At 72.3% G+C, this 26829-nt stretch carries 27 protein-coding genes; 24 read left to right on the top strand and 3 right to left on the bottom strand.

Annotation, left to right across the window (positions count from 1 at the left end; genetic code table 11):
• Positions 1 to 13: 13 nt before the first annotated feature.
• A complete protein-coding gene (gene ftsY / locus ABZ117_RS19950) occupies positions 14 to 1219 on the top strand; it encodes a signal recognition particle-docking protein FtsY (RefSeq protein ID WP_356822484.1) in 1206 nt (401 codons plus the stop codon).
• Positions 1220 to 1326: 107 nt separating this feature from the next.
• On the opposite strand, the gene ABZ117_RS19945 is transcribed toward ftsY, so the two are convergent.
• Positions 1327 to 1983 (bottom strand): bifunctional DNA primase/polymerase, encoded by a 657-nt coding sequence (locus tag ABZ117_RS19945; protein ID WP_356822482.1) that lies wholly within the window; start codon positions 1981 to 1983, stop codon positions 1327 to 1329.
• Positions 1984 to 2439: 456 nt separating this feature from the next.
• On the opposite strand from ABZ117_RS19945, the gene ABZ117_RS19940 reads away from it, so the two are divergent.
• The 5 genes from ABZ117_RS19940 to ffh all read left to right on the top strand — a co-directional run bounded on the left by ABZ117_RS19940 (position 2440) and on the right by ffh (position 10093).
• Entirely contained in the window at positions 2440 to 3918 is a 1479-nt protein-coding gene (locus ABZ117_RS19940; protein ID WP_356822480.1) for a hypothetical protein, read from the top strand.
• Positions 3919 to 4247: 329 nt separating this feature from the next.
• Positions 4248 to 5585 (top strand): ammonium transporter, encoded by a 1338-nt coding sequence (locus tag ABZ117_RS19935; RefSeq protein WP_356822478.1) that lies wholly within the window; start codon positions 4248 to 4250, stop codon positions 5583 to 5585.
• A complete protein-coding gene (locus ABZ117_RS19930; RefSeq protein ID WP_039656487.1) occupies positions 5582 to 5920 on the top strand; it encodes a P-II family nitrogen regulator in 339 nt (112 codons plus the stop codon). The genes ABZ117_RS19935 and ABZ117_RS19930 overlap by 4 nt, the downstream gene beginning before the upstream one ends.
• Positions 5921 to 5961: 41 nt before the next feature.
• Positions 5962 to 8454, top strand: coding sequence for a [protein-PII] uridylyltransferase (locus ABZ117_RS19925; RefSeq protein WP_356822476.1), 2493 nt, complete (start codon positions 5962 to 5964; stop codon positions 8452 to 8454).
• A gap of 85 nt (positions 8455 to 8539) precedes the next feature.
• A complete protein-coding gene (gene ffh / locus ABZ117_RS19920) occupies positions 8540 to 10093 on the top strand; it encodes a signal recognition particle protein (protein WP_356822474.1) in 1554 nt (517 codons plus the stop codon).
• A gap of 214 nt (positions 10094 to 10307) precedes the next feature.
• Here ffh and ABZ117_RS19915 read toward each other — a convergent pair whose 3' ends face one another.
• Positions 10308 to 11189, bottom strand: coding sequence for an SAM-dependent methyltransferase (locus ABZ117_RS19915; RefSeq protein WP_356822472.1), 882 nt, complete (start codon positions 11187 to 11189; stop codon positions 10308 to 10310).
• Positions 11190 to 11714: 525 nt separating this feature from the next.
• Here ABZ117_RS19915 and ABZ117_RS19910 point away from each other — a divergent pair.
• The 17 genes from ABZ117_RS19910 (at position 11715) to ABZ117_RS19830 (ending at position 24823) form a co-directional block, all read left to right on the top strand.
• Positions 11715 to 12311 carry a hypothetical protein gene (locus ABZ117_RS19910; RefSeq protein ID WP_356822470.1) on the top strand — a complete coding sequence of 199 codons (597 nt, stop codon included), beginning with the start codon at positions 11715 to 11717 and terminating at the stop codon, positions 12309 to 12311.
• A 356-nt stretch (positions 12312 to 12667) separates the two neighbouring features.
• A complete protein-coding gene (gene rpsP, locus ABZ117_RS19905) occupies positions 12668 to 13090 on the top strand; it encodes a 30S ribosomal protein S16 (protein WP_121786685.1) in 423 nt (140 codons plus the stop codon).
• Positions 13091 to 13095: 5 nt separating this feature from the next.
• Positions 13096 to 13335, top strand: a complete 240-nt coding sequence (locus ABZ117_RS19900) for an RNA-binding protein (protein WP_356822468.1) — start codon at positions 13096 to 13098, stop codon at positions 13333 to 13335.
• Positions 13336 to 13429: 94 nt separating this feature from the next.
• Positions 13430 to 13975, top strand: coding sequence for a ribosome maturation factor RimM (rimM, locus tag ABZ117_RS19895; RefSeq protein WP_356822466.1), 546 nt, complete (start codon positions 13430 to 13432; stop codon positions 13973 to 13975).
• Positions 13972 to 14805 carry a tRNA (guanosine(37)-N1)-methyltransferase TrmD gene (gene trmD / locus ABZ117_RS19890; protein WP_356822464.1) on the top strand — a complete coding sequence of 278 codons (834 nt, stop codon included), beginning with the start codon at positions 13972 to 13974 and terminating at the stop codon, positions 14803 to 14805. The genes rimM and trmD overlap by 4 nt, the downstream gene beginning before the upstream one ends.
• 131 nt (positions 14806 to 14936) lie before the next feature.
• Positions 14937 to 15287 (top strand): 50S ribosomal protein L19, encoded by a 351-nt coding sequence (gene rplS, locus ABZ117_RS19885; RefSeq protein WP_356822462.1) that lies wholly within the window; start codon positions 14937 to 14939, stop codon positions 15285 to 15287.
• Positions 15288 to 15332: 45 nt separating this feature from the next.
• Positions 15333 to 16028 (top strand): signal peptidase I, encoded by a 696-nt coding sequence (gene lepB / locus ABZ117_RS19880; protein WP_356822460.1) that lies wholly within the window; start codon positions 15333 to 15335, stop codon positions 16026 to 16028.
• On the top strand, positions 16021 to 17145 hold the full coding sequence (gene lepB / locus ABZ117_RS19875; protein WP_356822458.1) for a signal peptidase I: 1125 nt from the start codon (positions 16021 to 16023) through the stop codon (positions 17143 to 17145). The genes lepB (ABZ117_RS19880) and lepB (ABZ117_RS19875) overlap by 8 nt, the downstream gene beginning before the upstream one ends.
• Complete coding sequence (gene lepB, locus ABZ117_RS19870) at positions 17096 to 18007, top strand: signal peptidase I (RefSeq protein WP_356822456.1); 912 nt, start codon at positions 17096 to 17098, stop codon at positions 18005 to 18007. Before lepB (ABZ117_RS19875) ends, lepB (ABZ117_RS19870) begins: the two co-directional genes overlap by 50 nt.
• A gap of 58 nt (positions 18008 to 18065) precedes the next feature.
• Entirely contained in the window at positions 18066 to 18851 is a 786-nt protein-coding gene (lepB, locus tag ABZ117_RS19865; RefSeq protein WP_356822454.1) for a signal peptidase I, read from the top strand.
• Between the two features lie 52 nt (positions 18852 to 18903).
• Positions 18904 to 19407, top strand: a complete 504-nt coding sequence (locus ABZ117_RS19860; protein ID WP_356822568.1) for an NUDIX hydrolase — start codon at positions 18904 to 18906, stop codon at positions 19405 to 19407.
• Between the two features lie 56 nt (positions 19408 to 19463).
• Positions 19464 to 19772 (top strand): DUF2469 domain-containing protein, encoded by a 309-nt coding sequence (locus tag ABZ117_RS19855; RefSeq protein ID WP_003993268.1) that lies wholly within the window; start codon positions 19464 to 19466, stop codon positions 19770 to 19772.
• A gap of 126 nt (positions 19773 to 19898) precedes the next feature.
• Complete coding sequence (locus ABZ117_RS19850) at positions 19899 to 20261, top strand: YraN family protein (RefSeq protein ID WP_356822453.1); 363 nt, start codon at positions 19899 to 19901, stop codon at positions 20259 to 20261.
• Complete coding sequence (locus ABZ117_RS19845; protein WP_356822451.1) at positions 20262 to 21887, top strand: YifB family Mg chelatase-like AAA ATPase; 1626 nt, start codon at positions 20262 to 20264, stop codon at positions 21885 to 21887.
• The gene (dprA, locus tag ABZ117_RS19840; RefSeq protein WP_356822449.1) at positions 21884 to 23044 is read left to right on the top strand and encodes a DNA-processing protein DprA; all 1161 of its coding nucleotides are present in this window, start codon (positions 21884 to 21886) and stop codon (positions 23042 to 23044) included. Before ABZ117_RS19845 ends, dprA begins: the two co-directional genes overlap by 4 nt.
• 313 nt (positions 23045 to 23357) lie before the next feature.
• A complete protein-coding gene (gene whiG / locus ABZ117_RS19835) occupies positions 23358 to 24200 on the top strand; it encodes an RNA polymerase sigma factor WhiG (RefSeq protein ID WP_356822448.1) in 843 nt (280 codons plus the stop codon).
• 65 nt (positions 24201 to 24265) lie between these two features.
• Positions 24266 to 24823, top strand: coding sequence for a helix-turn-helix domain-containing protein (locus ABZ117_RS19830; RefSeq protein WP_356822566.1), 558 nt, complete (start codon positions 24266 to 24268; stop codon positions 24821 to 24823).
• 78 nt (positions 24824 to 24901) lie between these two features.
• Here the strand turns inward: ABZ117_RS19830 and ABZ117_RS19825 are convergent, their stop codons facing one another.
• Positions 24902 to 25447 (bottom strand): M23 family metallopeptidase, encoded by a 546-nt coding sequence (locus ABZ117_RS19825; protein WP_356822564.1) that lies wholly within the window; start codon positions 25445 to 25447, stop codon positions 24902 to 24904.
• Positions 25448 to 25774: 327 nt separating this feature from the next.
• On the opposite strand from ABZ117_RS19825, the gene rpsB reads away from it, so the two are divergent.
• Positions 25775 to 26704 carry a 30S ribosomal protein S2 gene (gene rpsB / locus ABZ117_RS19820; protein WP_356822446.1) on the top strand — a complete coding sequence of 310 codons (930 nt, stop codon included), beginning with the start codon at positions 25775 to 25777 and terminating at the stop codon, positions 26702 to 26704.
• Positions 26705 to 26829: the final 125 nt, after the last annotated feature.

Raw genomic sequence — 26829 nt, 5'->3', positions numbered from 1 at the left:
TACTGGTCGGGTTATGGAAACCGTCATCCTTGCTGTAGTCATCGCCGTGGTCGTGCTCGGCGCGCTCGGCGGGCTGATCGTGGGCAGCCGGCGCCACAAGCCGCTGCCTCCGCCGCCCCCGAGAACGCCCGACATCACCGCGCCACCGGCCGAGCCGCACGTCGGCGACGAGGCCGAGACGCCGCGCGACGAACCGCGCCGGACGATCGAGGAGGTGGATCTCCCGGGCGGCCCCGCACCGGTCGCCGTCGAGGAACCCCCCGTAGTCGAGGCTCCCGTCGGGATCGAGATCCCGGAGCCCACCGCAGGCCGGCTGATCCGGCTGCGCGCCCGCCTGTCCCGCTCGCAGAACGCCCTCGGCAAGGGTCTGCTCACGCTGCTCTCCCGTGAGCACCTCGACGAGGACACCTGGGAGGAGATCGAGGACACGCTGCTCACCGCCGACGTCGGCGTGCAGCCCACCCAGGAACTGGTCGAGCGGCTGCGCGAACGCGTGCGGGTGCTCGGCACCCGCACTCCCGTGGAGCTGCGCGGCCTGCTGCGCGAGGAGCTGCTCCACCTGGTCGGCACCGACGTCGACCGCGCGGTCAGGACCGAGCCCGAGGGCCGCAGGCCGGGCATCGTGATGGTCGTCGGCGTCAACGGCACCGGCAAGACCACCACCACCGGCAAGCTCGCCCGGGTGCTGGTCGCCGACGGCCGCACCGTCGTCCTGGGTGCCGCCGACACCTTCCGGGCCGCCGCCGCCGACCAGCTCCAGACCTGGGGCGAGCGCGTCGGCGCCCACACCGTGCGCGGCCCCGAGGGCGGCGACCCCGCCTCCGTGGCCTTCGACGCGGTCAAGGAGGGCAAGGAGATGGGGGTCGACGTCGTCCTCATCGACACCGCCGGCCGCCTGCACACCAAGACCGGCCTCATGGACGAGCTGGGCAAGGTCAAGCGTGTGGTGGAGAAGCACGCGCCGCTGGACGAGGTGCTGCTCGTCCTGGACGCCACCACCGGCCAGAACGGCCTGGTGCAGGCCCGTGTGTTCGCCGAGGTCGTGAACATCACCGGCATCGTGCTGACCAAGCTGGACGGCACGGCCAAGGGCGGCATCGTCGTCGCGGTCCAGCGCGAGCTGGGCGTGCCCGTGAAGCTGATCGGGCTCGGCGAAGGGGCGGACGACCTCGCGCCGTTCGAGCCGGAGGCGTTCGTGGACGCGCTCATCGGCGAGTAAGGGAGCAGCCGCGGCGGGGTAGGTGTCCCGCGCCGCGCAAGAGATGAGAAGCGCCCGCCCCCGAGGTGCAGTCGGGGACGGGCGCTTCGCCTTGTGCGCCCGCCGGTTCAGTCGCGGGAGCGGTGCGCCACGTAGGCCAGCGCGCCCAGCAGGAGCCGGGCCGCCGGCGGGCGTGTCGCGGCGTCCAGCGCGGGCGGGCGCAGCCATCGCACCGGGCCCAGCCCGCCCCGGTCGGACGGCGGCGCGGTGATGTACGTCCCCGGTCCCAGCCCGCGCAGGTCCAGCGCGCCGGGGTCGTCCCAGCCCATGCGGTAGAGCAGCCGGGGGAGGTCCGCGGCACAGCCGGGGGCCACGAAGAAGTGGGCGCGGCCGTCCGGGCCGGCGGTGACCGGACCGAGCGGGAGGCCCATGCGCTCCAGGCGGACCAGGGCCCGGCGGCCGGCCGCCTCGGAGACCTCGAGGACATCGAACGCCCGGCCCACCGGCAGCATCACCGAGGCGCCCGGGAACTCGGCCCAGGCCTTGCCGACCTCGTCCAGCGTGGCCCCGGCGGGCACGGGCGGTGCGAAGTCCAGGGGGTGCGCGCCCGGTGCCGGGCAGTCGGGGCGTCCGCACGAACAGGCGCCCGCCGCGGCCCGCGCCCCCGGCACCACGTCCCAGCCCCACAGCCCGGTGAACTCGGCGACCGCGGTGCACTCGGCGGACCGGCCGCGCCGGCGCGTGCCGGAACGGATCTCACGGATGCCGCCGATCGTGAAGCCCATGCCCCCTCCAACGGGTGCTGCGCGCCGGTGGTTACGCCACGGAGCGAGATGGAAGCGGAACGTAACGTTACGGCTCGCCCGTCCCTGACGCTCCGGGGACGAAGCGGCGCTTGGAAGCACATCGGGTGGCACATCGCGGGACACGCGCCCCCATGTGCATCACTTCGCCCGCTCCCGTTCGTCCTGTGTCAAGTCAATCGTGCGCAGCCGACCGTGAGTTCATACGAAGGGGTGGCGAATGGTGGCGTTTCCGGGATTCCCGTGGCTGGGAGCGTGATCAGGGGATTACTGTCAGTGTGCGAGTCCTGGGGGTGCAAGTACCCGTGGGTATGCCGGAGGCAAGGCGTCAGCTCGTTCCAAGGGTGAGAAGCGGCGGACGACGGACCGTTCTCACCGGCATTCTGATAGGGCTTGGCGCACTCGGCGACAAGTGGTCTCAGGGATGGGGGCGTTCCAGTGGGCGGCAACGGCGGTAGCGGGACCAACGCTGACAAGCGCCCCAACGAGCTGCTCGGTTCGTGGTTCGTGCGCAGCGGCTGGTCCAAGGGCGAGCTGGCCCGCCAAGTGAACCGCCGGGCACGCCAGTTGGGCGCCAACCACATCTCCACCGACACCTCGCGCGTGCGGCGCTGGCTGGACGGCGAGAACCCGCGCGAACCGATCCCGCGCATCCTCTCGGAGCTGTTCTCCGAGCGCTTCGGCTGCGTGGTCTCCATCGAGGACCTCGGCCTGCGCGCCGCCCGCCAGTCACCCGCCGCCTCCGGCGTCGACCTGCCGTGGACGGGCCCGCAGGCGGTCGCCCTGCTCAGCGAGTTCTCCCGCAGTGATCTGATGCTCGCCCGGCGCGGCTTCCTCGGCACCTCCCTCGCGCTGTCCGCGGGGCCCTCCCTCATCGAGCCCATGCAGCGCTGGCTCGTGCCGGTCCCGGGCGTCACGGGCCCGTCCGAACCGCGGTCCGTCCTGGACTCCCGCCGGCCGGGCCGGCTCTCCCCGCCCGAGCTGGACCTGCTGGAGTCCACCACGCGCATGTTCCGCCAGTGGGACGCCCAGTGCGGCGGCGGCCTGCGCCGCAAGGCGGTCGTCGGCCAGCTGCACGAGGTCACCGACCTGCTCCAGGAACCCCAGCCCCAGGCCACCACCCGCAAGCTGTTCCAGGTCGCCGCCGAACTGGCCGAGCTGGCCGGCTGGATGTCGTACGACGTCGGCCTCCAGCCCACCGCGCAGAAGTACTTCGTCCTCGCCCTGCACGCCGCCAAGGAGGCCGGGGACAAACCGCTCGGCTCGTACATCCTCTCCAGCATGAGCCGCCAGATGATCCATCTCGGCCGGCCCGAGGACGCCCTGGAGCTGATCCACCTCGCCCAGTACGGCAGCCGCGACTGCGCGGGCCCACGCACCCAGTCCATGCTGTATGCGATGGAGGCCCGCGCCTACGCGAACATGGGCCAGCCCGGCCGGACCAAGCGCGCGGTCCGCATGGCCGAGGACACCTTCACCGAGGCCGACGACTGGGACCAGCCGGACCCGGACTGGATCCGCTTCTTCTCGGAGGCCGAGCTGTACGCCGAGAACTCCCACTCCTACCGCGACCTCGCCTACGTCGCCGGCCGCAGCCCCACCTACGCCTCCCTCGCCGAGCCGCTCATGCGGCGGGCGGTGGAGCTGTTCGCCGACGACTCCGAGCACCAGCGGTCCTACGCGCTCAACCTCATCGGCGTGGCCACCGTGCACCTGCTCCAGGGCGAGCCCGAGCAGAGCACGGCCTACGCCGCACAGGCCATGGACATCGCCAAGAAGGTCCGCTCCGAGCGTGTGAACACTCGTATCCGAAAAACGGTCGACACGGCCGTACGCGACTACGGCGACCTCGGCGCCGTGATCGACCTCGCCGACAAGCTCGCCGTCGATCTCCCCGAGAACGCCGAGGCGGTCTGACCCGCGGAGAAACACATGCCCCGGCCGCGGCCGGTCCTCCCGAACTGCCCGACTCGGCTCCCCCATGCCAGGTCGTCGAGAGGCCGGCCGCGGCCGGTTCTTCTCCTCCCGCAGAAGGTTGCGCCACGATAACGATCCCGCAGCCGGACATCTCGCGCTTCACCGACGCGTAACACGCACGGCGTCTTCGTCACCCGGGCGAAACAACGAGGGGCTCCCACCGAAACCGCGCTGCGCCAGTCTCAGGGCGCATAACCGGCCACCCCTCAACCGACCGGACCGCCAGGCACCGCCCGCACGGGGCCGTACCAACCGACGAGGAGACGCCGATGGCACCAGCCATCATGCTTGCGGCGGACGCACCCAGACTGTCGTCCGCCAACACCGGCTTCATGCTCATCTGCTCCGCCCTGGTGATGCTCATGACACCGGGCCTGGCCTTCTTCTACGGAGGCATGGTCCGCGTCAAGAGCACCCTGAACATGCTGATGATGAGCTTCATCAGCCTCGGGATCGTCACCATTCTCTGGGTGCTCTACGGCTTCTCCCTCGCCTTCGGCACGGGCAACAAGCTGATCGGCTGGAACACCGACTGGTTCGGGCTCAGCCACATCGGGCTGACGGAGCTCTGGGACGGCTACACCATCCCGGTCTACGTCTTCATGGTCTTCCAGCTGATGTTCGCGATCATCACACCGGCCCTGATCAGCGGCGCCCTGGCCGACCGCGTCAAGTTCTCCGCCTGGGCGCTCTTCATCACCCTGTGGGTCACGATCGTCTACGTGCCGGTCGCCCACTGGGTCTGGGGCGCCGACGGCTGGGCCTACAAGCTGGGCGTGATCGACTTCGCGGGCGGTACGGCGGTCCACATCAACGCCGGTGCGGCGGCCCTCGGTGTCATCCTCGTCATCGGCAGGCGCGTCGGCTTCAAGCGGGATCCCATGCGCCCGCACAGCCTCCCGCTGGTCATGCTCGGCGCCGGTCTCCTCTGGTTCGGCTGGTTCGGCTTCAACGCCGGCTCCTGGCTCGGCAACGACGACGGCGTCGGCGCGCTGATGTTCGTCAACACGCAGGTCGCCACCGCAGCCGCCATGCTGGCCTGGCTCGCCTACGAGAAGATCCGCCACGGCGCCTTCACCACGCTCGGCGCCGCCTCCGGCGCGGTCGCCGGCCTGGTCGCCATCACGCCCTCCGGCGGCGCGGTCTCCCCGCTCGGCGCGATCGCCGTCGGCGCCATAGCCGGTGTGGCCTGCGCCGCGGCCGTCGGCCTGAAGTTCCGGTTCGGCTTCGACGACTCCCTCGACGTCGTCGGCGTCCACATGGTCGGCGGCATCATCGGCTCGCTGCTCATCGGCTTCTTCGCCACCGGCAAGGGCCAGTCCGCCGCCACGGGCGTCCTCTACGGCGACCACACCTTCACCCAGCTGTGGAAGCAGTGCGCCGGTGTCTTCGCGGTCCTCGCCTACTCCCTGATCGTCTCCGCCGTCCTCGCCTTCCTCCTCGACCGGACCCTCGGCATGCGGGTCACCGAGGACGAGGAGGTCTCCGGCATCGACCAGGCGGAGCACGCCGAGACCGCATACGACTTCAGCGGCGCCGGCGGCGGGGTCACCGCGACCACCGCCCACGCCCCGGGCGCTGCGCAGACCAGGAAGGTGGACGCATGAAGCTCATCACGGCCGTCGTCAAGCCCCACCGGCTCGACGAGATCAAGGAAGCCCTCCAGGCATTCGGCGTCCACGGACTGACGGTCACCGAGGCCAGCGGTTACGGTCGGCAGCGGGGCCACACCGAGGTCTACCGCGGCGCCGAGTACACCGTCGACCTCGTCCCCAAGATCCGCATCGAGGTCCTCGCCGAGGACGACGACGCCGAGCAGCTGATCGAGGTCGTCGTCAAGGCCGCCCGTACGGGCAAGATCGGCGACGGCAAGGTGTGGTCGCTCCCGGTCGAGACGGCGGTACGGGTCCGCACGGGCGAGCGCGGGCCGGACGCGCTCTGACACGGACGCGCTTGGACACGACGGAAGAACGGAGTCGCCGGGTGACGGGTACGGATGTGCGCGACGAAGCGGAAGACTCGGGACCCAGCGGCTACGCGGCGGCCCGGCTGCGCCTCCTCGGTGAGGGGGCGCGGCCCGGGCCGCCGCGCCGCGGCGCCCTCGCGGAACTGACCGACGACTGGCTCGCCGGACTGTTCGGCGCGGCGGCCGGCGGCCTCGGCGGCGTCTCGCTCGTCGCCGTCGGCGGCTACGGCCGCGGGGAACTCTCCCCGCGCAGCGACCTCGACCTCGTGCTGCTGCACGACGGCTCGGACCCCGGCGCGGTCGCCGCCCTCGCCGACCGGCTCTGGTACCCGGTGTGGGACCTCGGCATCGCCCTGGACCACTCGGTGCGCACCCCGGCCGAGGCCCGCAGGACGGCCGGCGAGGACCTGAAGGTCCACCTCGGCCTCCTGGACGCCCGCCACCTCGCCGGCGACCTCGGCCTCACCGCCGGTCTGCGCACCGCCGTCCTCACCGAGTGGCGCAACCAGGCCCCCAAGCGCCTGCCCGAACTCCGGGAACTGTGCGCCGAGCGCGCCGAACGGCAGGGCGAACTGCGCTACCTGCTGGAACCCGACCTCAAGGAGGCCCGCGGCGGCCTCCGCGACGCCACCGCCCTGCGCGCCGTCGCCGCGTCCTGGCTGGCCGACGCCCCGCGCGAGGGCCTGGCCGACGCCCGCCGCCGCCTCCTCGACGTCCGCGACGCCCTGCACCTGTCCACCGGCCGCGCCACCGACCGGCTCGCCCTCCAGGAGCAGGACCAGGTGGCCGCCGCACTGGGGCTGCTGGACGCCGACGCCCTGCTGCGGCAGGTCTACGAGGCGGCCCGCGTGATCGCGTACGCCAGCGACGTCACCTGGCGCGAGGTGGGGCGCGTGCTGCGCGCCCGCGCCGTCCGGCCGCGCCTGCGGAAACTGGCGAAGGACCGCGGCGACTTCCTCCGCAGGGCGGTGGCGGGCGACGGCGGCAAGCCCGTCACCGAGCGCTCGCCGCTCGCCGAGGGTGTCGTCGAGCAGGACGGCGAGGTGGTCCTCGCCCGCGCCGCACGTCCCGAACGCGACCCCGTGCTCCCGCTGCGCGCCGCGGCCGCCGCCGCGCAGGCCGGCCTCCCGCTCTCCCCGCACGCCGTACGGCGCATGGCCGCCACCGCGCGCCCCCTGCCCGCGCCCTGGCCCGCCGAGGCCCGCGAACAGCTGGTCACCCTGCTCGGCTCCGGCCGCCCGACGGTCGACGTCTGGGAGGCCCTGGAGGCAGACGGCCTGATCACCCGCCTGCTCCCCGACTGGGAACGGGTCCGCTGCCGCCCCCAGCGCAACGCCGTGCACGTGTGGACCGTCGACCGGCACCTGATCGAGACCGCCGTCCGCGCCTGCGAACTCACCCGCCGCGTCAGCCGCCCCGACCTGCTCCTCGTCGCCGCCCTGCTGCACGACATCGGCAAGGGCTGGCCCGGTGACCACTCGGTGGCCGGCGAGATCATCGCCAGGGACGTCGCCGCGCGGATCGGCTTCGACCGCGCGGACGTGGCGGCACTGTCCACACTCGTGCGGCACCACCTGCTGCTGGTGGAGACGGCCACCCGCCGCGACCTGGACGATCCGGCCACGGTCCGCTCGGTCGCCGAGGCGGTCGGCACCCAGAGCATCCTGGAGCTGCTGCACGCCCTCACCGAGGCGGACGCCCTCGCCACCGGCCCGGCCGCCTGGTCGTCCTGGCGCGCCTCCCTCGTCGCCGACCTGGTCCGCCGGGTCCGCGCCGTCCTCGCCGGGGACGCCCCCGACGAGCCCGAGCCGGCCGCGCCCACCGCCGAGCAGGAACGACTCGGCATCGAGGCCTTCCGCACCGGCGGCCCGGTCCTCGCCCTGCGCGCCCAGACCGAACCCGTCCCGGACGAGGAACCGTCCGGTGACCCGGAACCCCTGGGCGTCGAACTCCTCATCGCCGTACCCGACCAGCCCGGCGTGCTGCCCGTGGTCGCCGGTGTCCTCGCCGTGCACCGCCTGACCGTACGCACCGCGGAACTGCGCGCCCTGCGCCTGCCCGCGGACGTGGACGACGCCGGCTCGGTCCTCCTGCTGAACTGGCGGGTCGCCGCCGAGTACGGCTCCCTGCCGCAGGCGGCCCGCCTGCGCGCCGACCTGGTCCGGGCCCTGGACGGCACCCTGGACATCGCCGGCCGCCTCGCCGAACGCGACGCGGCCTATCCCCGCCGCCGCGGCTGGACCGCGCCGCCGCCCCGCGTGACCGTGGCCCCGGCCGCCTCCCACCACGCCACGGTGATCGAGGTCCGTGCCCAGGACGCGCCGGGCCTGCTGTACCGCATCGGCATGGCCCTGGAGAAGGCGGGCGTACGGGTGCGGAGCATGCACGTGAGCACGCTCGGCTCCAACGCGGTGGACGCGTTCTACGTCACCACGGGCACGGGCGCGCCGCTGCCCGGCGAGGACGCCACGTCGACGGCCGGGGCACTGGAGGAGACGCTGCGCGGGTGACCCCGCCCCGGTGCGCCCGGCGCCGGGATACCCTGGAGGGCGATTCCCTTCAAGACCGTCACCGACCCCGAGGACCGCGAGCGCCGTGTTCGACACTCTCTCCGATCGCCTGTCAGCGACTTTCAAGAACCTGCGCGGCAAGGGACGGCTCTCCGAGGCGGACATCGACGCCACGGCACGCGAGATCCGTATCGCGCTCCTCGAAGCGGACGTGGCGCTGCCCGTCGTGCGGTCGTTCATCAAGAACCTCAAGGAGCGCGCGCTCGGTGCCGAGGTCTCCCGGGCGCTGAACCCCGCCCAGCAGGTCCTCAAGATCGTCAACGAGGAACTGGTCACCATCCTCGGTGGTGAGACCCGCCGCCTGCGCTTCGCCAAGCAGCCGCCCACCGTGATCATGCTGGCCGGTCTCCAGGGCGCCGGCAAGACCACCCTCGCGGGCAAGCTCGGCCGGTGGCTGAAGGAGCAGGGCCACTCCCCGCTGCTGGTCGCCTGTGACCTCCAGCGCCCCAACGCCGTCAACCAGCTGAGCGTCGTCGCCGAGCGCGCCGGCGTCGCGGTGTACGCCCCCGAGCCGGGCAACGGCGTCGGTGACCCGGTGAAGGTCGCCAAGGACTCCATCGAGTTCGCGAAGTCCAAGGTCCACGACATCGTGATCGTCGACACCGCAGGCCGTCTCGGCATCGACGCCGACATGATGCAGCAGGCCGCGGACATCCGGGACGCGGTCTCCCCGGACGAGATCCTGTTCGTGGTCGACGCCATGATCGGTCAGGACGCCGTCAACACCGCCGAGGCCTTCCGTGACGGCGTCGGCTTCGACGGCGTGGTCCTCTCCAAGCTCGACGGCGACGCCCGTGGTGGCGCGGCCCTGTCGATCCGGCAGATCACCGGCAAGCCGATCATGTTCGCCTCCAACGGCGAGAAGCTGGACGAGTTCGACGCGTTCCACCCGGACCGGATGGCCTCCCGCATCCTCGACATGGGTGACCTGCTCACCCTGATCGAGCAGGCGGAGAAGACGTTCAGCCAGGAAGAGGCCCAGAAGATGGCCTCGAAGCTGGCGTCCAGGAAGGGCCAGGACTTCACCCTGGACGACTTCCTGTCCCAGATGGAACAGGTCAGGAAGATGGGCAGCATCAGCAAGCTGCTCGGCATGCTCCCCGGCATGGGCCAGATCAAGGACCAGATCAACAACCTGGACGAGCGGGACGTCGACCGCACCGCCGCGATCATCAAGTCGATGACCCCGGCCGAGCGCCAGGAACCGACGATCATCAACGGCTCCCGCCGCGCCCGTATCGCCAAGGGTTCGGGTGTCGAGGTCAGCGCGGTGAAGAACCTGGTCGAGCGGTTCTTCGAGGCCCGCAAGATGATGTCCCGCTTGGCCCAGGGCGGCGGCATGCCGGGTATGCCGGGGATCCCGGGCATGGGCGGCGGCCCCGGCCGGCAGAAGAAGCAGCAGAAGAAGACCAAGGGCAAGCAGCGCTCCGGCAACCCGATGAAGCGCAAGCAGCAGGAGCTGGAGGCGGCCCAGCGCCGCGAGGCCGCCGCGCAGAACGGGGGCGCGCTCGGGCTGCCCGGCCAGCAGGTCCCCCAGGACTTCGAGCTGCCGGACGAGTTCAAGAAGTTCATGGGCTGACCACGCCCATGGACCGACCGGGTCCGTACGTCGCCGGGGGCGCCCCTTGAGTACCGGGGGCACCCCCGGCGCATGCCGGTGACGGGTCGGTGCCGTACCGCCCCGATACGGCCCACCCCGCGCCGCCGCGCAAGCCGGCGGACCGGCCCCGGCGCACCGAGGCGGACGTCCACCGGATCGCCGGCATGGCCCGTTCCGGCGAGGACGGCCCCGGTCAGGGCACGCGGGCGACGAGGTAGCGGAAGACGTTCGGCATCCACACCGTGCCGTCCGGGCGGCGGTGCGGATGCAGGGCCTCCGTCAGCTCCTTGTCCACCTGCCGGGCGTCGGTCGCCGCGATCGCCGCGTCGAACAGACCGGTGGAGAGCAGCCCGCGCACGGCGCTGTCGAGATCGGCGTACCCGAACGGGCAGGCGACCCGGCCCGAGCCGTCCGGCCGGAGCCCGGCGCGCTCGGCGGCCTCCTCCAGGTCGTCCCGCCGGGCCGGCCGCCAGTGGTCCGCGCCGCGCGGCGGCCCGGCCGGTTCCGCGGCCACCCGTAGCACCGAGGCGGTGGCGCAGCGCTCCGGCGGTCCCCAGCCGGCCAGCACCACGGCGGCCCCGCGCCCGGCCAGCGGCACCGCCGCGGCGAGGAGGTCGCCGAGCCCCCCGGGGTCGCCCGCGAGGCCGCCGACCGGCTCCAGGACGGTGACCACGGTGTACCCGGCCGTCTCGGCGCCGATCGCGCACGAGGGCGGGCCGTCGAGGAGGCGCGCGGCCGTACGCGCGCGCGTGCCGGGCGGGCCGCCCCGTCTGCCGGACGGGAGGGCCGGCAGCAGACGCTCACGTGCCAGGGCGAGCCGTTCGGGGGACGCGGAGTCGGCGCCCGTGACCGCGGCCCCTCGGGAGGCCGCCATCAGCAGGGCCAGTCCGGCCCCGCAGCGCAGGCCCAGCAGCCGGGTGCCGGGGCCCACGTCGAGTCGGTCGTACACGGTTTCGTACAGGGGTACGAGCATCCGCTCCTGGATCTCGGACCAGTCACGCGCGCGTGCGCTCCGGTCCACGCGCGGTGCGGAGACCGCGTGAGACACGTGCTGCCGCACGAGCGTAGGTGTCATAGGTAAGCGCCCCAATCCGCCGACAGTCCGCCGCCGCGCCCGGTCGCATGGCCCCCGTGTGCCGTGCGCGCGCCCTTCCCACGTATGCCAGGTAACTCCCGCCTCGCGGTGCCGTCCAGGGGTCGAGGACCCCGGCTTGGTGCCGGGGCACCGGTGTGGCGAGAATTCACGTCCCGGCAATCCGGCCGGCCGTACGGTGTCCGTGCCGCGGGGACGGGCCGGTGCCGGGGGTCCGGGAGGCCCGGGGTAACGTCACGAGCGCCGTGGACGCTGACCGAGGTGAGACCGAGCGCCGGAAGCGGCCGAAACACCTCTTGCGCATCCGCCGCTCATGGTTGTGCCAGGACCTACGGGCTCGGGCGTAGCGCGGACTACGCACCAGCTTGGTAGGAGCTGCGAGGCTTCTCCGCAGATCAGCGCACCCGCCCTCGTCTCCACGCATCAGCGGCAACTGACGGGTACGTGCAAATTATTTGGGATGCCCCGTAATAGGAACACAGCGGCACCCCCGCTCGTTGTCATTACGTGAGCACGACACAGACACCACCAGTTCTCGCCGCCGAGCTGGCGCAGGCGTGGGCCGACATTCAGCGGTACCACCCCGAGCTGCCGGATCTCGCCGCGCCGGAGTCCCTGATCGGAGAGTCGTCGTCCGCGTGCGGACACGCACTCTCCTTCGAACGACTGCTCCATGAGGCAGTCCACGGCATCGCCGCCGCCCGGGGGGTCCGCGACACCTCCCGGGCCGGCCGCTACCACAACCGTCGTTTCCTCGCGATCGCCGAGGAGCTGGGCCTGGACCACCCCGAGGAGCCGCACCCGAGCAGCGGTTTCTCCCTGGTCACGCTCAACCCCGAGGCGAAGCGGCGTTTCCGCCCGACCATCGAGCGGCTCCAGCGCGCGCTGAAGGCCCACACGGTGGCCACCTCGGCCGACACCTCCCGGACCTTCCGCGGCCCGGCCGCCCGGCACGGCTCCTCCGGCGGCGGCGTCCGGGTCAAGGCGGTGTGCGACTGCGGCCGCAACGTCCGGGTCGTCCCCTCGGTCCTGGCCCAGGCCCCCATCGTCTGCGGCGGCTGCGGCAAGCCGTTCCGGATCCCGGAGGTCGTGGGAGCGGCGTAGTCACGAACCCGGTCACCGGCATCTCGTGGGTGCCGGACGAGGGCATCGCACCCAGCGGACGGTCGTGCCTCCCCCCGGCTCCTTCCGGCCGGGGGGACCCCGCCCCGCACGGGCCGGCGCGGACAACACCCGCGCGGTCACGTCCACGCCGGGTCGCGCCGTGCTGCCCGCCCCGGCTCACGCACCCTCGGCACAGGGCGACCCGCCGGGTATGGCACAATGGCTAGCTGTACTCGACAGCCGCACAGGACCCCTCTCTCCTCCGGCTGACGCGTCCGTCGGGCACTCGGGTACCGCAACCCCACGCGGCGTCCCGTCGTGCCCAACTCACGTCAAATCCAGGAGAACCCACTCCCGTGGCAGTCAAGATCAAGCTGAAGCGTCTGGGCAAGATCCGTTCGCCTCACTACCGCATCGTCGTCGCCGACTCCCGTACCCGCCGTGACGGCCGGGCCATCGAGGAGATCGGCAAGTACCACCCGACCTACCACCCGTCGATCATCGAGGTGGACGCCGACCGCGTGGCGTACTGGCTCGGTGTCGGCGCTCAGCCGACCGAGCCCGTTCTCGCCATCCTGAAGAAGACCGGCGACTGGCAGAAGTTCAAGGGCGAGCCGGCTCCCGCGCCGCTCCTCGTCGCCGAGCCGAAGGCCGCTCGTCCGACGTTCGAGGCTCTCGGCGGAGACGACGAGGGCAAGGGTGAGGCCATCACCCAGAAGAAGAAGGCTGAGAAGAAGGACGAGGCCGCTGCCGAGTCCTCCGAGTCGACCGAGGCCTGAGCAGCATGCTCGAAGAGGCGCTTGAGCACCTCGTGAAGGGCATCGTCGACAACCCTGACGATGTTGAGGTCGCCTCGCGTGATCTGCGGCGCGGTCGTGTGCTCGAGGTCCGGGTCCACCCGGACGACCTCGGCAAGGTCATCGGCCGCAACGGCCGTACCGCGCGCGCCCTGCGCACCGTCGTGGGCGCCATCGGCGGTCGCGGTGTCCGCGTCGACCTCGTCGACGTGGACCACGTCCGCTGACGCTTCATCGCAACCGGCTCGGGCCGGGGACGGCCCTCGGGCCGTCCCCGGCCCGCAGTCGTGCGAGGCAGAAGATGACAGGAGAATTGGACACGTGCAGCTGGTAGTCGCACGGATCGGCCGCGCCCACGGCATCAAGGGCGAGGTCACCGTCGAGGTACGTACCGACGAGCCCGAACTGCGGCTCGGCCCGGGCGCCGTCCTGGCCACCGACCCGGCCTCCGCCGGGCCGCTCACCATCGCCACCGGGCGCGTCCACAGCGGCCGTCTGCTCCTGCGCTTCGAGGGCGTCACCGACCGCACCGCCGCCGAGGCCCTGCGCAACACCCTGCTGATCGCCGAGATCGACCCCGAGGAACTCCCCGAGGGCGAGGACGAGTACTACGACCATCAGCTGATCGACCTCGACGTGGTCACCGAGGACGGCACCGAGGTCGGCCGCATCACCGAGGTCTCGCACCTGCCCTCCCAGGACCTGTTCATCGTGGAACGCCCGGACGGCAGCGAGGTGATGATTCCCTTCGTGGAGGAGATCGTCACCGAGATCGACCTGGAGGAGCAGAAGGCGGTCATCGCGCCTCCGCCGGGCCTGATCGACGACCGCGCCGAGATCGCCTCCGCCAGGGACGAAGAGGCATGAGGCTCGACGTCGTCACGATCTTCCCCGAGTACCTGGAACCGCTGAACGTCTCCCTCGTCGGCAAGGCACGCGCGCGCGGGCAGCTCGACGTCCACGTGCACGACCTGCGCGCGTGGACGTACGACCGGCACAACACCGTCGACGACACCCCGTACGGCGGCGGCCCCGGCATGGTCATGAAGACCGACCCCTGGGGCGACGCCCTGGACACGGTCCTCGCCGACGGCTACGAGAAGGGCGCCCGGTCTCCCGCGCTCATCGTGCCCACCCCCAGCGGCCGGCCCTTCACCCAGGAACTGGCCGTCGAGCTGTCCGAGCGGCCCTGGCTGGTCTTCACCCCGGCCCGCTACGAGGGCATCGACCGGCGGGTCATCGACGAGTACGCGTCCCGCATGCCGGTCCACGAGATCTCCATCGGCGACTACGTCCTCGCCGGCGGCGAGGCGGCCGTCCTCGTCGTCACGGAGGCCGTGGCCCGGCTGCTGCCCGGCGTCCTCGGCAACGCCGAGTCCCACCGCGACGACTCCTTCGCGCCCGGCGCGATGGCGAGCCTCCTCGAAGGCCCCGTCTACACCAAGCCGCCCGTCTGGCGCGGCCGGGACATCCCCGAGGTGCTCCTCAGCGGCCACCACGGCAGGATCGCCCGCTGGCGCCGCGACGAGGCCCTGCGGCGTACGACGGCGAACCGGCCGGACCTGATCGAGCGCTGCGCCCCCGGGACCTTCGACAAGAAGGACCGGGAGATGCTCTCCGTCCTCGGCTGGGAACCGGACCCGGAGGGTGACCCGTACGGCCGATTTTGGCGCCGGGCGAGCGGCATGGAAGAATAGCCCGATGTTGTGCGTCCGTCCGGCGCGCCCCTGCCACAGGGGGAGACGACGCCCGCCCGACCGCACGACAGACCTCTTGTACACCTATCTCCCGTTGATGACCTGTGGCATCAGCGAAGAAAGCAGACGAAATGTCTCACCTGCTCGACACCGTCGACGGCGCGTCGCTGCGCACCGACATCCCGGCCTTCCGCCCGGGTGACACCGTCAACGTGCACGTCCGCGTCATCGAGGGCAACCGCTCCCGTGTGCAGCAGTTCAAGGGCGTGGTGATCCGTCGCCAGGGCTCCGGCGTCCGCGAGACCTTCACGGTCCGCAAGGTCTCGTTCTCCGTCGGCGTCGAGCGCACCTTCCCGGTGCACACCCCGATCGTCGAGAAGATCGAGCTGGTCACCCGTGGTGACGTGCGCCGCGCCAAGCTGTACTACCTCCGTGAGCTGCGCGGCAAGGCCGCGAAGATCAAGGAGAAGCGCGACAAGTGAGCGCTTCCCCGGTGTCATAGCGGGGCCGGATAGCATCTGGCCCCGATGGACACCGAAGCTCAGCCGACGGAACGCGACCGCCCCTCCCGCCCGGAGTCCCCGGGTACGGAGGGCCGGTCGCGTTCCGCGTTGGCGGCACGTATCGCCGACTGGGTCCCGGGCGGTCGGATGACCCTCGGCCTCTTCGCCTGCCTGGCGTTCCTGCTGCTCCTCAACGCCTTTGTGATACAGCCGTTCCAGATCCCGAGCGGATCCATGGAGCAGGGGTTGAGGATCGGGGACCGCGTTCTCGTAAACAAGTTGGCGTACCGTTTCGGTGCCCAGCCGCGCCGCGGCGACGTCATCGTGTTCGACGGGACCGGGTATTTCGGGAACGCCGACTACGTCAAACGCGTGGTCGGGGTGGGCGGGGACCACGTGGTCTGCTGCGACCAGAAGGGAAGGCTCGAGGTGAACGGCCGGCCGGTCGACGAGACGGCGATCCTCTATCCGGGGGACGCCCCCTCCGGCGTGCCCTTCGACGTCGCCGTGCCCGCCGGGCGCCTGTTCGTCCTCGGCGACCACCGCGGCGACTCCAGCGACTCCCGCGACCACCTCGGCTCACCCGGCGGCGGCATGATCCCCGTGGGCGACGTCATCGGCCGCGCCGACTGGATCGTGTGGCCCTACCGCCACTGGACGCATCTGACCCGGCCGTCCGCCTACGCGCGCGCGTCCGCCGCGGCAGGCGCCCGTGGGTAACCGCGGCAAACGGCGCGGCCCCTCCGGCACGCCCGCCGACGACCTGCTGCCCACCGGCGCCCGCCGCACCTCCGCGTCCGGCGGTGGCCGCACGCGCGCGGAGCGGCGCAAACTCCAGCGCAAGGTCAAGCGCAAGCGCAGGCGTTCCGCCGTCCGGGAGATCCCCCTGCTGGTCGGCGTCGCCGTCCTCATCGCGCTCGTCCTGAAGACGTTCCTCGTCCAGGCGTTCGTGATCCCCTCCGGATCCATGGAGGAGACCATCCGGATCGGCGACCGGGTCCTGGTCGACAAGTTCACCCCGTGGTTCGGCTCCAGGCCCGCGCGCGGCGACGTGGTGGTCTTCCACGACCCGGGCGGCTGGCTCCAGGACGAGCAGACCGCCAAGAAGAACGACCCCGTCGTCGTCAAGCAGCTCAAGGAAGGCCTGACGTTCATCGGCCTGCTGCCCTCCGACAACGAGAAGGACCTGATCAAACGGGTCATCGGGGTCGGCGGCGACCACGTCAAGTGCTGCGACGCACAGGGCCGCGTCACCGTCAACGGCGTACCGCTCACCGAGGGCGACTACGTGTACCCGGGGGACGCGCCCTCCGCCACGCCCTTCGACATCACCGTCCCCAAGGGCCGGCTGTGGGTGATGGGCGACCACCGGGGCAACTCCGCGGACTCCCGTTTCCACCAGAACACGTCCTACGGCGGCACGGTCTCCGAGAACTCGGTCGTCGGCCGGGCCATGGTCATCGGCTGGCCGCTCGGCCACTGGACTCGCCTGGAGGAACCTAAAACCTTCGCAAGCGTCACCGACTCCGTGTCGGGGACGACCGCGGCTCACCGACAGTCGCATAGGGTTGCCCAGGAGAATCCGAACGGAACGACCCGGCTCCCGACCCCTGCGGAACTCCCGCTCGTTATGGGAGTGGTGGGCCTGCGGCGTATGCGGGGCAGGCAGCGGCAGAGAGTGAGGAGTTGGCGTGGGGGATGTGGCGGTTGGCGCACGGTCGGGACACGACGGCGAGGAGAACCGCGGGCGTCCCGGGGAACCGGACGCGCCCGGCCGGGACGGCGCCATGACCTCCGGGGACGAGGCGGCGGCCGGCGAGGGCCCACCGGAGGGTGAGCAGCGCGGCGACGCCGGGGACGCGGGCACGGACGGTTCCGGCCGCCGGCCGGTGAAGCCGCGCTCGTTCTGGAAGGAACTCCCGCTCCTGATCGGTATCGCGCTGGTCCTGGCGCTGCTGATCAAGACCTTCCTGGTGCAGGCGTTCTCGATCCCGTCGGACTCGATGCAGAACACCCTCCAGCAGGGTGACCGCGTCCTCGTCGACAAGCTCACCCCGTGGTTCGGTTCCGAGCCCGAGCGCGGCGAGGTCGTCGTCTTCCACGACCCGGACAACTGGCTGGCGGGCGAGCCGACACCGAACCCGAACCCGGTGCAGAAGGTCCTCAGCTGGGTCGGCCTGATGCCGTCGGCGGAGGAGAAGGACCTCATCAAGCGCGTGATCGGGGTCGGCGGCGACACGGTCGAGTGCAAGGGCAGCGGTCCGCTGAAGGTCAACGGCAAGGCGCTGAACGAGCCGTACGTCTACCCGGGCAACACGCCGTGCACCGTGGACGACCTGGGCGGCCAGTTCAAGGTGAAGGTCCCCAAGGGCTACATCTGGGTGATGGGCGACCACCGCCAGAACTCCCGTGACTCGCGCTACAACCAGTCGGACAAGAACCACGGCATGGTCCCCGTCGACAAGGCCGTCGGCCGCGCCATCGTCAAGGCCTGGCCGCTCAACCGCTGGGGCACCCTGCCGGTCCCCGACACCTTCGGCCAGCCCGGCCTGGACCGCCAGTCCTCCGCCGCCTCCCTGACGGTGGCCCCGCAGGGCGCGGCCGTCGCCGCGGTCCTGCCGGTGGCCGTGTGGCGGCGCCGGCGTGCGAACCGGCCGGAGACCGGTGCCACGCGGAAGGCCCCCTCCGGGCAACGCTGACCCCCGCCGGAAAACAGGGGCTCCCCCCGCTCGGTACCGCCGGGTAGGGTGCGGGTCCATGGGTGGCGAGAGCATGACGCGTACGGCCCCGCAGCGCGGCGGCACCGGTACGGCACGGGCCGGCGGTGGCCGGGTCGGGCAGCGGCTGTCCGGGCTGGCCGTGGCGCTGGGCGTGGTGCTGTTCCTCGGCGGCTTCGTGTGGGGCGCGGTGGTCTACCGGCCGTACACCGTGCCCACCAGCTCCATGACCCCCACCATCGACGCCGGTGACCGGGTCATGGCCCAGCGCGTCGACGGGGACGAGGTACGGCGCGGTGACGTGGTCGTCTTCGAGGACAAGAGCTGGGTCGACAACGCGAAGGTGGTCAAGCGCGTGGTCGCCGTCGGCGGCGACACCGTCTCCTGCTGCACCGACGGCAAGCTGACCGTCAACGGCAAGCAGATCGACGAGCCCTACCTGCCCAAGGGCAGCCTGGCCGAGAACAAGGACGTTCCCGAGGTGACCGTGCCGAAGGGCCGGCTGTTCCTCCTCGGCGACGAACGCCAGGGCTCCCTGGACTCCACCGCCCACCTCACGGACACGGCCCGGGGCACCGTCTCCCGCGACGCCGTCTCGGCCCGCGTGGACGCCGTCGTCTGGCCCTGGAGGGGCATGCTCGCGCGGCCCACCGGCTTCGAACCGCTCGGCGCCCTCTCCCGGCCCGGCCCGCTGCGCACGATCGAGCTGCTGATCGCCGCCGGCGCCGTCCTGATCCTGGGCGGCGGCGCCTACGGCCCGATAGCGGGCCTGCTCGGCCGCTCCCGCGCCCGCACCGCCCACCCCGGGACGACCCGTGCCGGCTGAGACCACACGGTCGGCCGGGGACCCGCACGGCGGCGAACAGCCGTCCGAGGGCGTGGCGGCGTCCGAGGGTGGGCGTGTCCTGCGCAAGGTGGCCCGGGTGGTGCTGCTCGACCCGCGGGACCGCATTCTGCTGCTGCACGGCCACGAGCCGGACGACCCCGCCGACGACTGGTGGTTCACGCCCGGCGGCGGCCTGGAGGGCGCCGAGACACGCGAGGAGGCCGCGCTGCGGGAACTCGCCGAGGAGACCGGCATCACCGACGTCGACCTCGGCCCCGTGCTCTGGCGGCGCCGCTGTTCGTTCCCGTTCGCGGGCCGCCGCTGGGACCAGGACGAGTGGTACTACCTGGCCCGTACCGCCCGGACGGACGTCGCGGCGACGGGGCTGACGGAGCTGGAACGGCGCACTGTCGCCGGAGCGCGTTGGTGGACGTGCCGGGAACTGACCCGGGCACATGAGACGGTGTATCCGACCAGACTCGCCGAGCTGCTGCGCACGCTGCTCGTCGAAGGTCCCCCGGCCAGGCCCGTGACCCTCGACACGGAAATCGTCTGAGGGAATGCCGGACTGGCGCACAATGGGTGGATCGCACGGCTGAAGGGGAACATGCCATGAGCGCCGAGGACCTCGAGAAGTACGAGACCGAGATGGAGCTGAAGCTCTACCGGGAGTACCGAGATGTCGTCGGTCTGTTCAAATACGTGATCGAGACAGAGCGGCGCTTCTATCTCACCAACGACTACGAGATGCAGGTGCACTCGGTCCAGGGTGAGGTTTTCTTCGAGGTGAGCATGGCGGACGCCTGGGTCTGGGACATGTACCGACCGGCGCGCTTCGTCAAGCAGGTCCGCGTCCTCACGTTCAAGGACGTGAACATCGAAGAGCTGAACAAGAGCGACCTGGAACTCCCGAGCGGCTGATGACCTGGGGTTTTCCCGTTCGCCGCCCGTTCGGGTGACGGAGTTCTCCACAACCGCCGATCCATCCACCAAGATCAACATCTGGTGACGGGACGCGTGACGGTTGGCGCCGGAGGTGGTGCCGACATGAACGCACGAGAAGCAATCGGCAAGTACGGCGAGGACCTGGCCGCCCGGCGGCTCGCCGAGACCGGCATGACGATCCTGGAGCGCAACTGGCGCTCCGGACGGACCGGCGAGATCGACATCGTGGCGCGGGACGGCGACGCACTGGTCGTCTGCGAGGTGAAGACCCGCAGGGGCGGTGGCTACGAACACCCGATGGCCGCCATCACCCCCGAGAAGGCCGCCAGGCTGCGCCGGCTCGCCGAACACTGGATCCAGGCCCACGGCGGAGCCCCGCCGGGTGGCGTCCGCATCGACCTGATCGGCGTGGTGCTGCCCCGCCGGGGCGCCCCGGCCGTCGAGCACGCGCGGGGGGTGGCCTGAATGGCGTTCGCCCGTACGTGCTCGGTGGCCCTCGTCGGCGTCGATGGCGTGGTCGTCGAGGTCCAGGCCGACCTCGAACCCGGCGTCGCCGCGTTCACCCTGGTCGGCCTCCCGGACAAGAGCCTGACCGAAAGCCGCGACCGGGTCCGGGCGGCCGTGGTGAACTCGGGAGCCGAGTGGCCGCAGAAGAAGCTCACCGTCGGACTCAGCCCGGCCTCGGTACCCAAGGCCGGCTCCGGCTTCGACCTCGCCGTCGCGTGCGCGGTGCTCGGTGCCGCCGAGCGCATCGACCCCCGGGTACTCGCCGACATCGTCATGATCGGAGAGCTGGGCCTGGACGGCCGGGTCCGGCCGGTCCGGGGCATCCTGCCCGCCGTGCTGGCCGCTGCCGACGCCGGGTACGAGCAGGTGGTCGTACCCGAGTGCGCCGCCGCCGAGGCCGCACTCGTCCCCGGTGTGTCCGTGCTCGGCGTGCGCAGCCTGCGGCAGCTCATCGCGGTCCTCACCGACGAACCCGTCCCCGACGAGGCGCCCGACGATCACGGCCGCCCCGACCCGCTCCTGGCGGGACTGCGGGTACCGGGCACGGGTGCCGCCACCGGCATGCACAGCAGCGGAGCCGCACAGCACGACCAGGACCACGACCTGGCGGACGTCGTGGGGCAGATCTCCGCCCGCACCGCCGTGGAGGTGTCCGCCGCCGGGGGCCACCACCTCTTCCTGGAGGGACCACCCGGCGCGGGCAAGACCATGCTCGCCGAACGCCTGCCCGCCGTCCTTCCCCGGCTCACCCGGGAGGAATCGCTGGAGGTGACGGCGGTGCACTCGGTCGCGGGACTGCTGCCACCGGGCAAGCCGCTCATCGACGCCGCGCCCTACTGCGCACCGCACCACTCGGCCACGATGCAGTCACTCGTCGGCGGCGGAGCGGGCTTCGCGCGCCCGGGAGCGGTGTCCCTCGCCCATCGAGGCGTGTTGTTCCTGGACGAGGCGCCCGAGTTCCGCAGCCAGACCCTGGACGCGCTGCGCCAGCCACTGGAGTCGGGGCACGTCGTCATCGCGCGCAGCGCCGGCGTGGTCCGGTTCCCGGCGAGATTCCTCATGGTGCTGGCGGCCAACCCCTGCCCCTGCGGACGGTTCTCGCCGCGCGACTCGCAGTGCGAGTGCCCCCCGTCGGTGATCCGCCGCTACCAGTCCCGGCTGTCCGGACCGCTCCTGGACAGGGTGGACCTGCGTGTCGAGGTCGATCCGGTCACCCGGGCCCAGCTCACCGAACCCGGCGCGCGAGGTGAGTCCACGGCGACCGTGGCGCACCGGGTACGGCAGGCCCGGGAGCGGGCCGCCGTCCGCTTCGCCGGCACCCCGTGGCACACCAACAGCGAGGTGCCCGGCCGGGAGCTGCGCAGCCGGTACCAGGCCGTTCCCGGGGCGATGGACGAGGCCGAACGCAACCTGGAGCGGGGCGTGCTCACCGCCCGTGGCCTCGACCGGGTCCTGCGCGTCGCCTGGACGGTGGCCGACCTCGTCGGGCACGACCGGCCGGACGCGACCGACGTGGCCCTGGCCCTCCAGTTGCGCACCGGCGTCCCCCGGGGGGTACCGATGGCGATCGGAGCCCTGGCATGACCGCGGCCGGAGACCCCGGCGACGAACGGCTCGAACGAGTATTCCTCGGGCGGGTGATCGAGCCGGGGGACGAGGTCGGCGGACGGTGGGTGCGGAAGTTCGGGGTGGCGGAGGTGGCGCGGCGGCTGCGGTGCGGCGGGGAGCCGTTGCCGGGAGTGAGCGGCACCCGGTGGGCGGGGCTCCTCGCCCGGGCCGGGCGGGCCGAGCCGGAGCGGGACCTCGGCCTGGCGCGGGCCGCGGGGGCGCGGTTCCTGTGCCCGGGGGACAGCGAGTGGCCCCGGCAGCTCGACGACCTCGGTGACGCCCGGCCGGTCGGGCTGTGGGTGCGGGGCCGGCCGAGCCTGCGGATGTGGGCGCTGCGGTCCGTCGCCGTGGTGGGGGCCCGCGCGTGCACCGGGTACGGAACCCATGTGGCGGCCACCCTCGCCTCGGACCTCGCCGAGCGCGGCTGGGTGGTGGTGTCGGGTGGCGCGTACGGCATCGACGGCGCCGCCCATCGCGGCGCCCTCGCCGCCCGCGGTGCCACCGTCGCCGTCCTGGCCTGCGGTGTCGACCGGCCCTACCCGCGCGGCCACACCGCGTTGCTCGACCGGATCGCGGAACAGGGGCTGCTGGTGGGCGAGTTGCCGCCCGGGGACCATCCCACCCCGAGCAGGTTCATCCTGCGCAACCGGGTGATCGCCGCCCTGACCCGGGGAACGGTCGTCGTGGAGGCCGCCCGCCGCAGCGGCTCGCTGGCCACCGCGCGGGCCGCGCAGCGCCTCGGCCGGTTCACCATGGGCGTGCCCGGCCCGGTCACCAGCGCCCTCTCCGCCGGCGTGCACGAGCTGCTGCGCGACGAGGCCACCCTGGTCACCGATGCCGCGGACGTCGTGGAACTCGTGGGCGACATGGGTGACCTCGCACCGGCCCGGCGGGGCCCGGTCCTCCCGCGCGACCTGCTGGAGCCGGCCGCCCGGACCGTCCTCGCCGCCCTGCCCGGCAACCGCGCCGCCCCGGCCGGGGAGATCGCGCTCGGCGCCGGTACGACACCGGACGAGGCGATCGCGAGACTGTACGAACTCCGAGCACTTGGATACGTCGAACGACACGGCGATGGCTGGAAGTTGACACGCCAGGCGATGACCTCGGTCCGGGACGGTCACCGCCCCCGCTGACCGAGCGTGTTCGGCCGTCCGGGGGAACCCCCGACGCCCTTGGAGTTTCCCGGAGTTGGCCCCCGCGGCCGATCACGCACAGCGATCCGCCGACCGCGGTCGCCCGCCCGGCCGGAGCGCCCCGCGCACGGGTGGCGCCTCACTGTTCGCACACCGCGACTCCTCAGTCACGCTACGCTCACGAAAGCGGTGGTGCAGACCGCGCCAACCCGGCACCAGACCGACACCTCACCCAGTCAGCTCACTTCGGCCCACCCGCTCCCACCCCGCAGCAAGTCACGGCACTTCACGGCAGAACGGCACAAGGCGACGAATGCCCCAGCACACCTCCGGGTCCGACCGGGCGGCGATCCCCCCAGCCGCCCGCGACGGTGGCAACGTGCGGCCGCCCGCTCCCTCGACGCTCGACGAGCTGTGGCGGTCGTACAAGGCGACGGGGGACGACCGGCTGCGGGAGCAGCTGATCCTGCATTACTCGCCGCTCGTGAAATACGTCGCGGGCCGGGTCAGCGTCGGCCTGCCGCCCAACGTGGAGCAGGCGGACTTCGTCTCCTCCGGCGTCTTCGGGCTGATCGACGCCATCGAGAAGTTCGACATCGACCGGGAGATCAAGTTCGAGACGTACGCGATCACCCGGATCCGCGGCGCGATGATCGACGAACTGCGGGCGCTGGACTGGATCCCCCGCTCGGTCCGGCAGAAGGCGCGCAACGTCGAGCGCGCCTACGCCACCCTGGAGGCGCGGCTGCGGCGGACGCCGACGGAGAGCGAGGTCGCCGCCGAGCTGGGCATGGAGGTCGAGGAACTCCACGCCGTGTTCAGCCAGTTGTCGCTGGCCAACGTCGTCGCCCTGGAGGAGCTGCTGCACGTCGGCGGCGAGGGCGGGGACCGGCTCAGCCTGATGGACACGCTGGAGGACACCGCCGCCGACAACCCGGTGGAGGTGGCCGAGGACCGGGAGCTGCGGCGGTTCCTCGCGCGGGCCATCAACACGCTGCCGGAGCGGGAGAAGACCGTGGTCACGCTGTACTACTACGAGGGACTCACCCTCGCCGAGATCGGCAACGTGCTGGGCGTCACCGAGAGCCGGGTCAGCCAGATCCACACCAAGTCGGTGCTCCAGCTGCGGGCGAAGCTGGCGAGCTTCGGGCGCTGAGCCGCTCCCGTTCGCCCGGGCGCGTCCGTAAAGTGGTCGGCGTGCCAAGGATTCGAGCGGCCTCCGTGGCCGAGCACCGGTCGATGCAGCGAGCCGCCCTGCTGGACGCGGCCCGGACCCTGCTGTCCGAGGGCGGGACGGAGGCGCTGACCTTTCCCGCGCTGGCCGAGCGGACCGGGCTCGCCCGGTCGTCGGTGTACGAGTACTTCCGGTCCCGGGCGGCCGTGGTCGAGGAGCTGTGCGAGGCCGACTTCCCCGTGTGGGCGGCGGAGGTCGCGGCGGTGATGGAGTGCGCCGAGTCACCCGAGGGCAAGGTCGAGGCCTATGTCCGGCAGCAGCTGGCCCTGGTCGGCGACCGGCGGCACCGGGCGGTCGTGGCCATCTCCGCCAGTGAGCTGGACGCCGGGGCCCGGGAGAAGATCCGCGCGGCCCACGGGGGGCTCGTCGCGATGATCGTCGACGCGCTGGGGGAGCTGGGGCACGGCCAGCCCCGGCTGGCGGCGATGCTGTTGCAGGGGGTCGTGGACGCGGCGGTCCGGCGGATCGAGCTGGGCGCGGCCGAGGACCCCGCCGTGGTGACGGAGGCCGCGGTGACCATGGCCCTGCGCGGCGTCCGAGGCTGACCGCCTCCGCCCCCCCTCGCCCCCCGCCCCCCGCTTCGCCCCCCGCCCCGCCCTCCTCCGCCCCTGGCCGATCAGCGGTCACGGCATGGGCACGCCCAGCACCGGCAGCAGTCTCGACGGGCCTCTGCGCAGCAGCCACGGGGGCAGCAGGGCCAGTGGGTCCACGTAGGTCCCGCCTCGCAGCGCGCCCCAGTGCACGCACGCCGTCCTCGCGCAGTGCGAGCCCGCCGGCTCCACCACCCCCACCACCCCGCCCGCCTCCACCTCGTCCCCCTTCCTCACCGACGGGCTCACCGGCTCGTACGTGGTCCGCAGATCCGTTCCCGCCAGCTCCACCGACACCACGCCCCGCCCGGCCACCCGGCCCGCGAAGGACACCCGCCCCCGGGCCACCGCGCGTACCGGGGTGCCGGCCGGCGCGGCGAGGTCCACTCCCCGGTGCCCGGGGCCGTACACCGTGGCCGGCGGATTCCAGCCTCGTACCACCGTCGGCCGGCCGCCCACCGGCCAGGCGCGGCCCACGGCCGGGACCGGAGCCCCGGGCGGCCCGGGCGCGGGCGGTGGCCCCGGTGCCGGCCCCGGTGGATCGTCCGCCCGGGCCGGCGCGGACAGTGCGGCCGTCATCGATCCGCACAGCAGAACCACCCACAACGCCGCGTACCGCATCACTCGTCGCATGCGAGAACCGTCCCGCATCCGCCGTGCTCCCCGCCGGACCCTGTGGACCACTCCCCGGTTGTGGACAGCGGCGTCACCCGGTACCCCGCCGGTCCCGTACACTTCTCATGGCGATCCGGGTCACCGGGTCGACTTCGCACGCCCCGGTTCGGCACCCGTCAAGGGTCCGTACTAAGCGCCCCTCGGTCCTTCGCGGCACGGCGCATCACGGGCGTCAGGCGCGACCGCCGTCCGGCGGACGCGGCACAACCGAGAACACCAAGGAGAACGGCCATGGCCGTCGTCACGATGCGGGAGCTGCTGGAAAGCGGCGTCCACTTCGGTCACCAGACCCGTCGCTGGAACCCGAAGATGAAGCGCTTTATCTTCACCGAGCGCAACGGCATCTACATCATCGACCTGCTCCAGTCGCTGTCGTACATCGACCGCGCCTACGAGTTCGTCAAGGAGACCGTCGCCCACGGCGGCACGGTCATGTTCGTCGGCACGAAGAAGCAGGCGCAGGAGGCCATCGCCGAGCAGGCGACCCGCGTCGGCATGCCCTACGTGAACCAGCGCTGGCTGGGCGGCATGCTCACCAACTTCTCGACCGTCTACAAGCGTCTTCAGCGCCTGAAGGAACTCGAGCAGATCGACTTCGAGGACGTCGCGGCCTCCGGTCTGACCAAGAAGGAGCTGCTGGTCCTCTCGCGCGAGAAGGCCAAGCTGGAGAAGACCCTCGGCGGTATCCGCGAGATGTCCAAGGTGCCCAGCGCCGTCTGGATCGTGGACACCAAGAAGGAGCACATCGCCGTCGGTGAGGCCCGGAAGCTGAACATTCCGGTCGTCGCGATCCTCGACACCAACTGCGACCCCGACGAGGTCGACTACAAGATCCCGGGCAACGACGACGCGATCCGCTCCGTCACCCTGCTCACCCGTGTGATCGCCGACGCCGTCGCCGAGGGCCTCATCTCCCGTTCCGGCGTCGCCACCGGTGACAAGGGCGAGAAGGCCGCGGGCGAGCCGCTCGCCGAGTGGGAGCGCGACCTGCTCGAGGGTGAGAAGAAGGACGAGGCTCCGGCCGCGGAGGCCACCCCGGCCGCCGAGACCGAGGCCGAGGCTCCGGCCGACGAGGCCGCCGAGTCCGCCGAGGCGGCTCCGGCTGCCGAGGCCGAGGCTCCGGCCGAGGGCGAGCAGGCCGCCGAGGGCGAGCAGGCCTGACGCCGGTCCGTCAGCGTTCGACAGCGGGGCGGTACTGCATCCCATGCGCCTCGGGCGCGATGAAGTCCGCCCCCGCTGTTCACCCGTAGGTCGGCACGACGTACGCGGTCCGCGTTCACCTGTGG

The organism is Streptomyces sp. NPDC006309, from assembly GCF_040613095.1.
GTDB lineage: Bacteria > Actinomycetota > Actinomycetes > Streptomycetales > Streptomycetaceae > Streptomyces.
Note: the sequence above shows the minus strand (reverse complement) of the source record. Positions and strands in the feature narration are given on the sequence as shown.

What these genes read in the sequence shown, in the direction of transcription:
- ftsY (WP_356822484.1), top strand. Translation starts at nt 14, where the DNA reads ATGGAAACCGTCATCCTTGCTGTAGTCATCGCCGTGGTCGTGCTCGGC.
- ABZ117_RS19945 (WP_356822482.1), bottom strand. Translation starts at nt 1,983, where the DNA reads ATGGGCTTCACGATCGGCGGCATCCGTGAGATCCGTTCCGGCACGCGC.
- ABZ117_RS19935 (WP_356822478.1), top strand. Translation starts at nt 4,248, where the DNA reads ATGGCACCAGCCATCATGCTTGCGGCGGACGCACCCAGACTGTCGTCC.
- ABZ117_RS19930 (WP_039656487.1), top strand. Translation starts at nt 5,582, where the DNA reads ATGAAGCTCATCACGGCCGTCGTCAAGCCCCACCGGCTCGACGAGATC.
- ABZ117_RS19915 (WP_356822472.1), bottom strand. Translation starts at nt 11,189, where the DNA reads ATGACACCTACGCTCGTGCGGCAGCACGTGTCTCACGCGGTCTCCGCA.
- ABZ117_RS19900 (WP_356822468.1), top strand. Translation starts at nt 13,096, where the DNA reads ATGCTCGAAGAGGCGCTTGAGCACCTCGTGAAGGGCATCGTCGACAAC.
- trmD (WP_356822464.1), top strand. Translation starts at nt 13,972, where the DNA reads ATGAGGCTCGACGTCGTCACGATCTTCCCCGAGTACCTGGAACCGCTG.
- rplS (WP_356822462.1), top strand. Translation starts at nt 14,937, where the DNA reads ATGTCTCACCTGCTCGACACCGTCGACGGCGCGTCGCTGCGCACCGAC.
- lepB (WP_356822460.1), top strand. Translation starts at nt 15,333, where the DNA reads ATGGACACCGAAGCTCAGCCGACGGAACGCGACCGCCCCTCCCGCCCG.
- lepB (WP_356822456.1), top strand. Translation starts at nt 17,096, where the DNA reads ATGACCTCCGGGGACGAGGCGGCGGCCGGCGAGGGCCCACCGGAGGGT.
- lepB (WP_356822454.1), top strand. Translation starts at nt 18,066, where the DNA reads ATGGGTGGCGAGAGCATGACGCGTACGGCCCCGCAGCGCGGCGGCACC.
- ABZ117_RS19855 (WP_003993268.1), top strand. Translation starts at nt 19,464, where the DNA reads ATGAGCGCCGAGGACCTCGAGAAGTACGAGACCGAGATGGAGCTGAAG.
- ABZ117_RS19850 (WP_356822453.1), top strand. Translation starts at nt 19,899, where the DNA reads ATGAACGCACGAGAAGCAATCGGCAAGTACGGCGAGGACCTGGCCGCC.
- ABZ117_RS19845 (WP_356822451.1), top strand. Translation starts at nt 20,262, where the DNA reads ATGGCGTTCGCCCGTACGTGCTCGGTGGCCCTCGTCGGCGTCGATGGC.
- dprA (WP_356822449.1), top strand. Translation starts at nt 21,884, where the DNA reads ATGACCGCGGCCGGAGACCCCGGCGACGAACGGCTCGAACGAGTATTC.
- whiG (WP_356822448.1), top strand. Translation starts at nt 23,358, where the DNA reads ATGCCCCAGCACACCTCCGGGTCCGACCGGGCGGCGATCCCCCCAGCC.
- ABZ117_RS19825 (WP_356822564.1), bottom strand. Translation starts at nt 25,447, where the DNA reads ATGACGGCCGCACTGTCCGCGCCGGCCCGGGCGGACGATCCACCGGGG.
- rpsB (WP_356822446.1), top strand. Translation starts at nt 25,775, where the DNA reads ATGGCCGTCGTCACGATGCGGGAGCTGCTGGAAAGCGGCGTCCACTTC.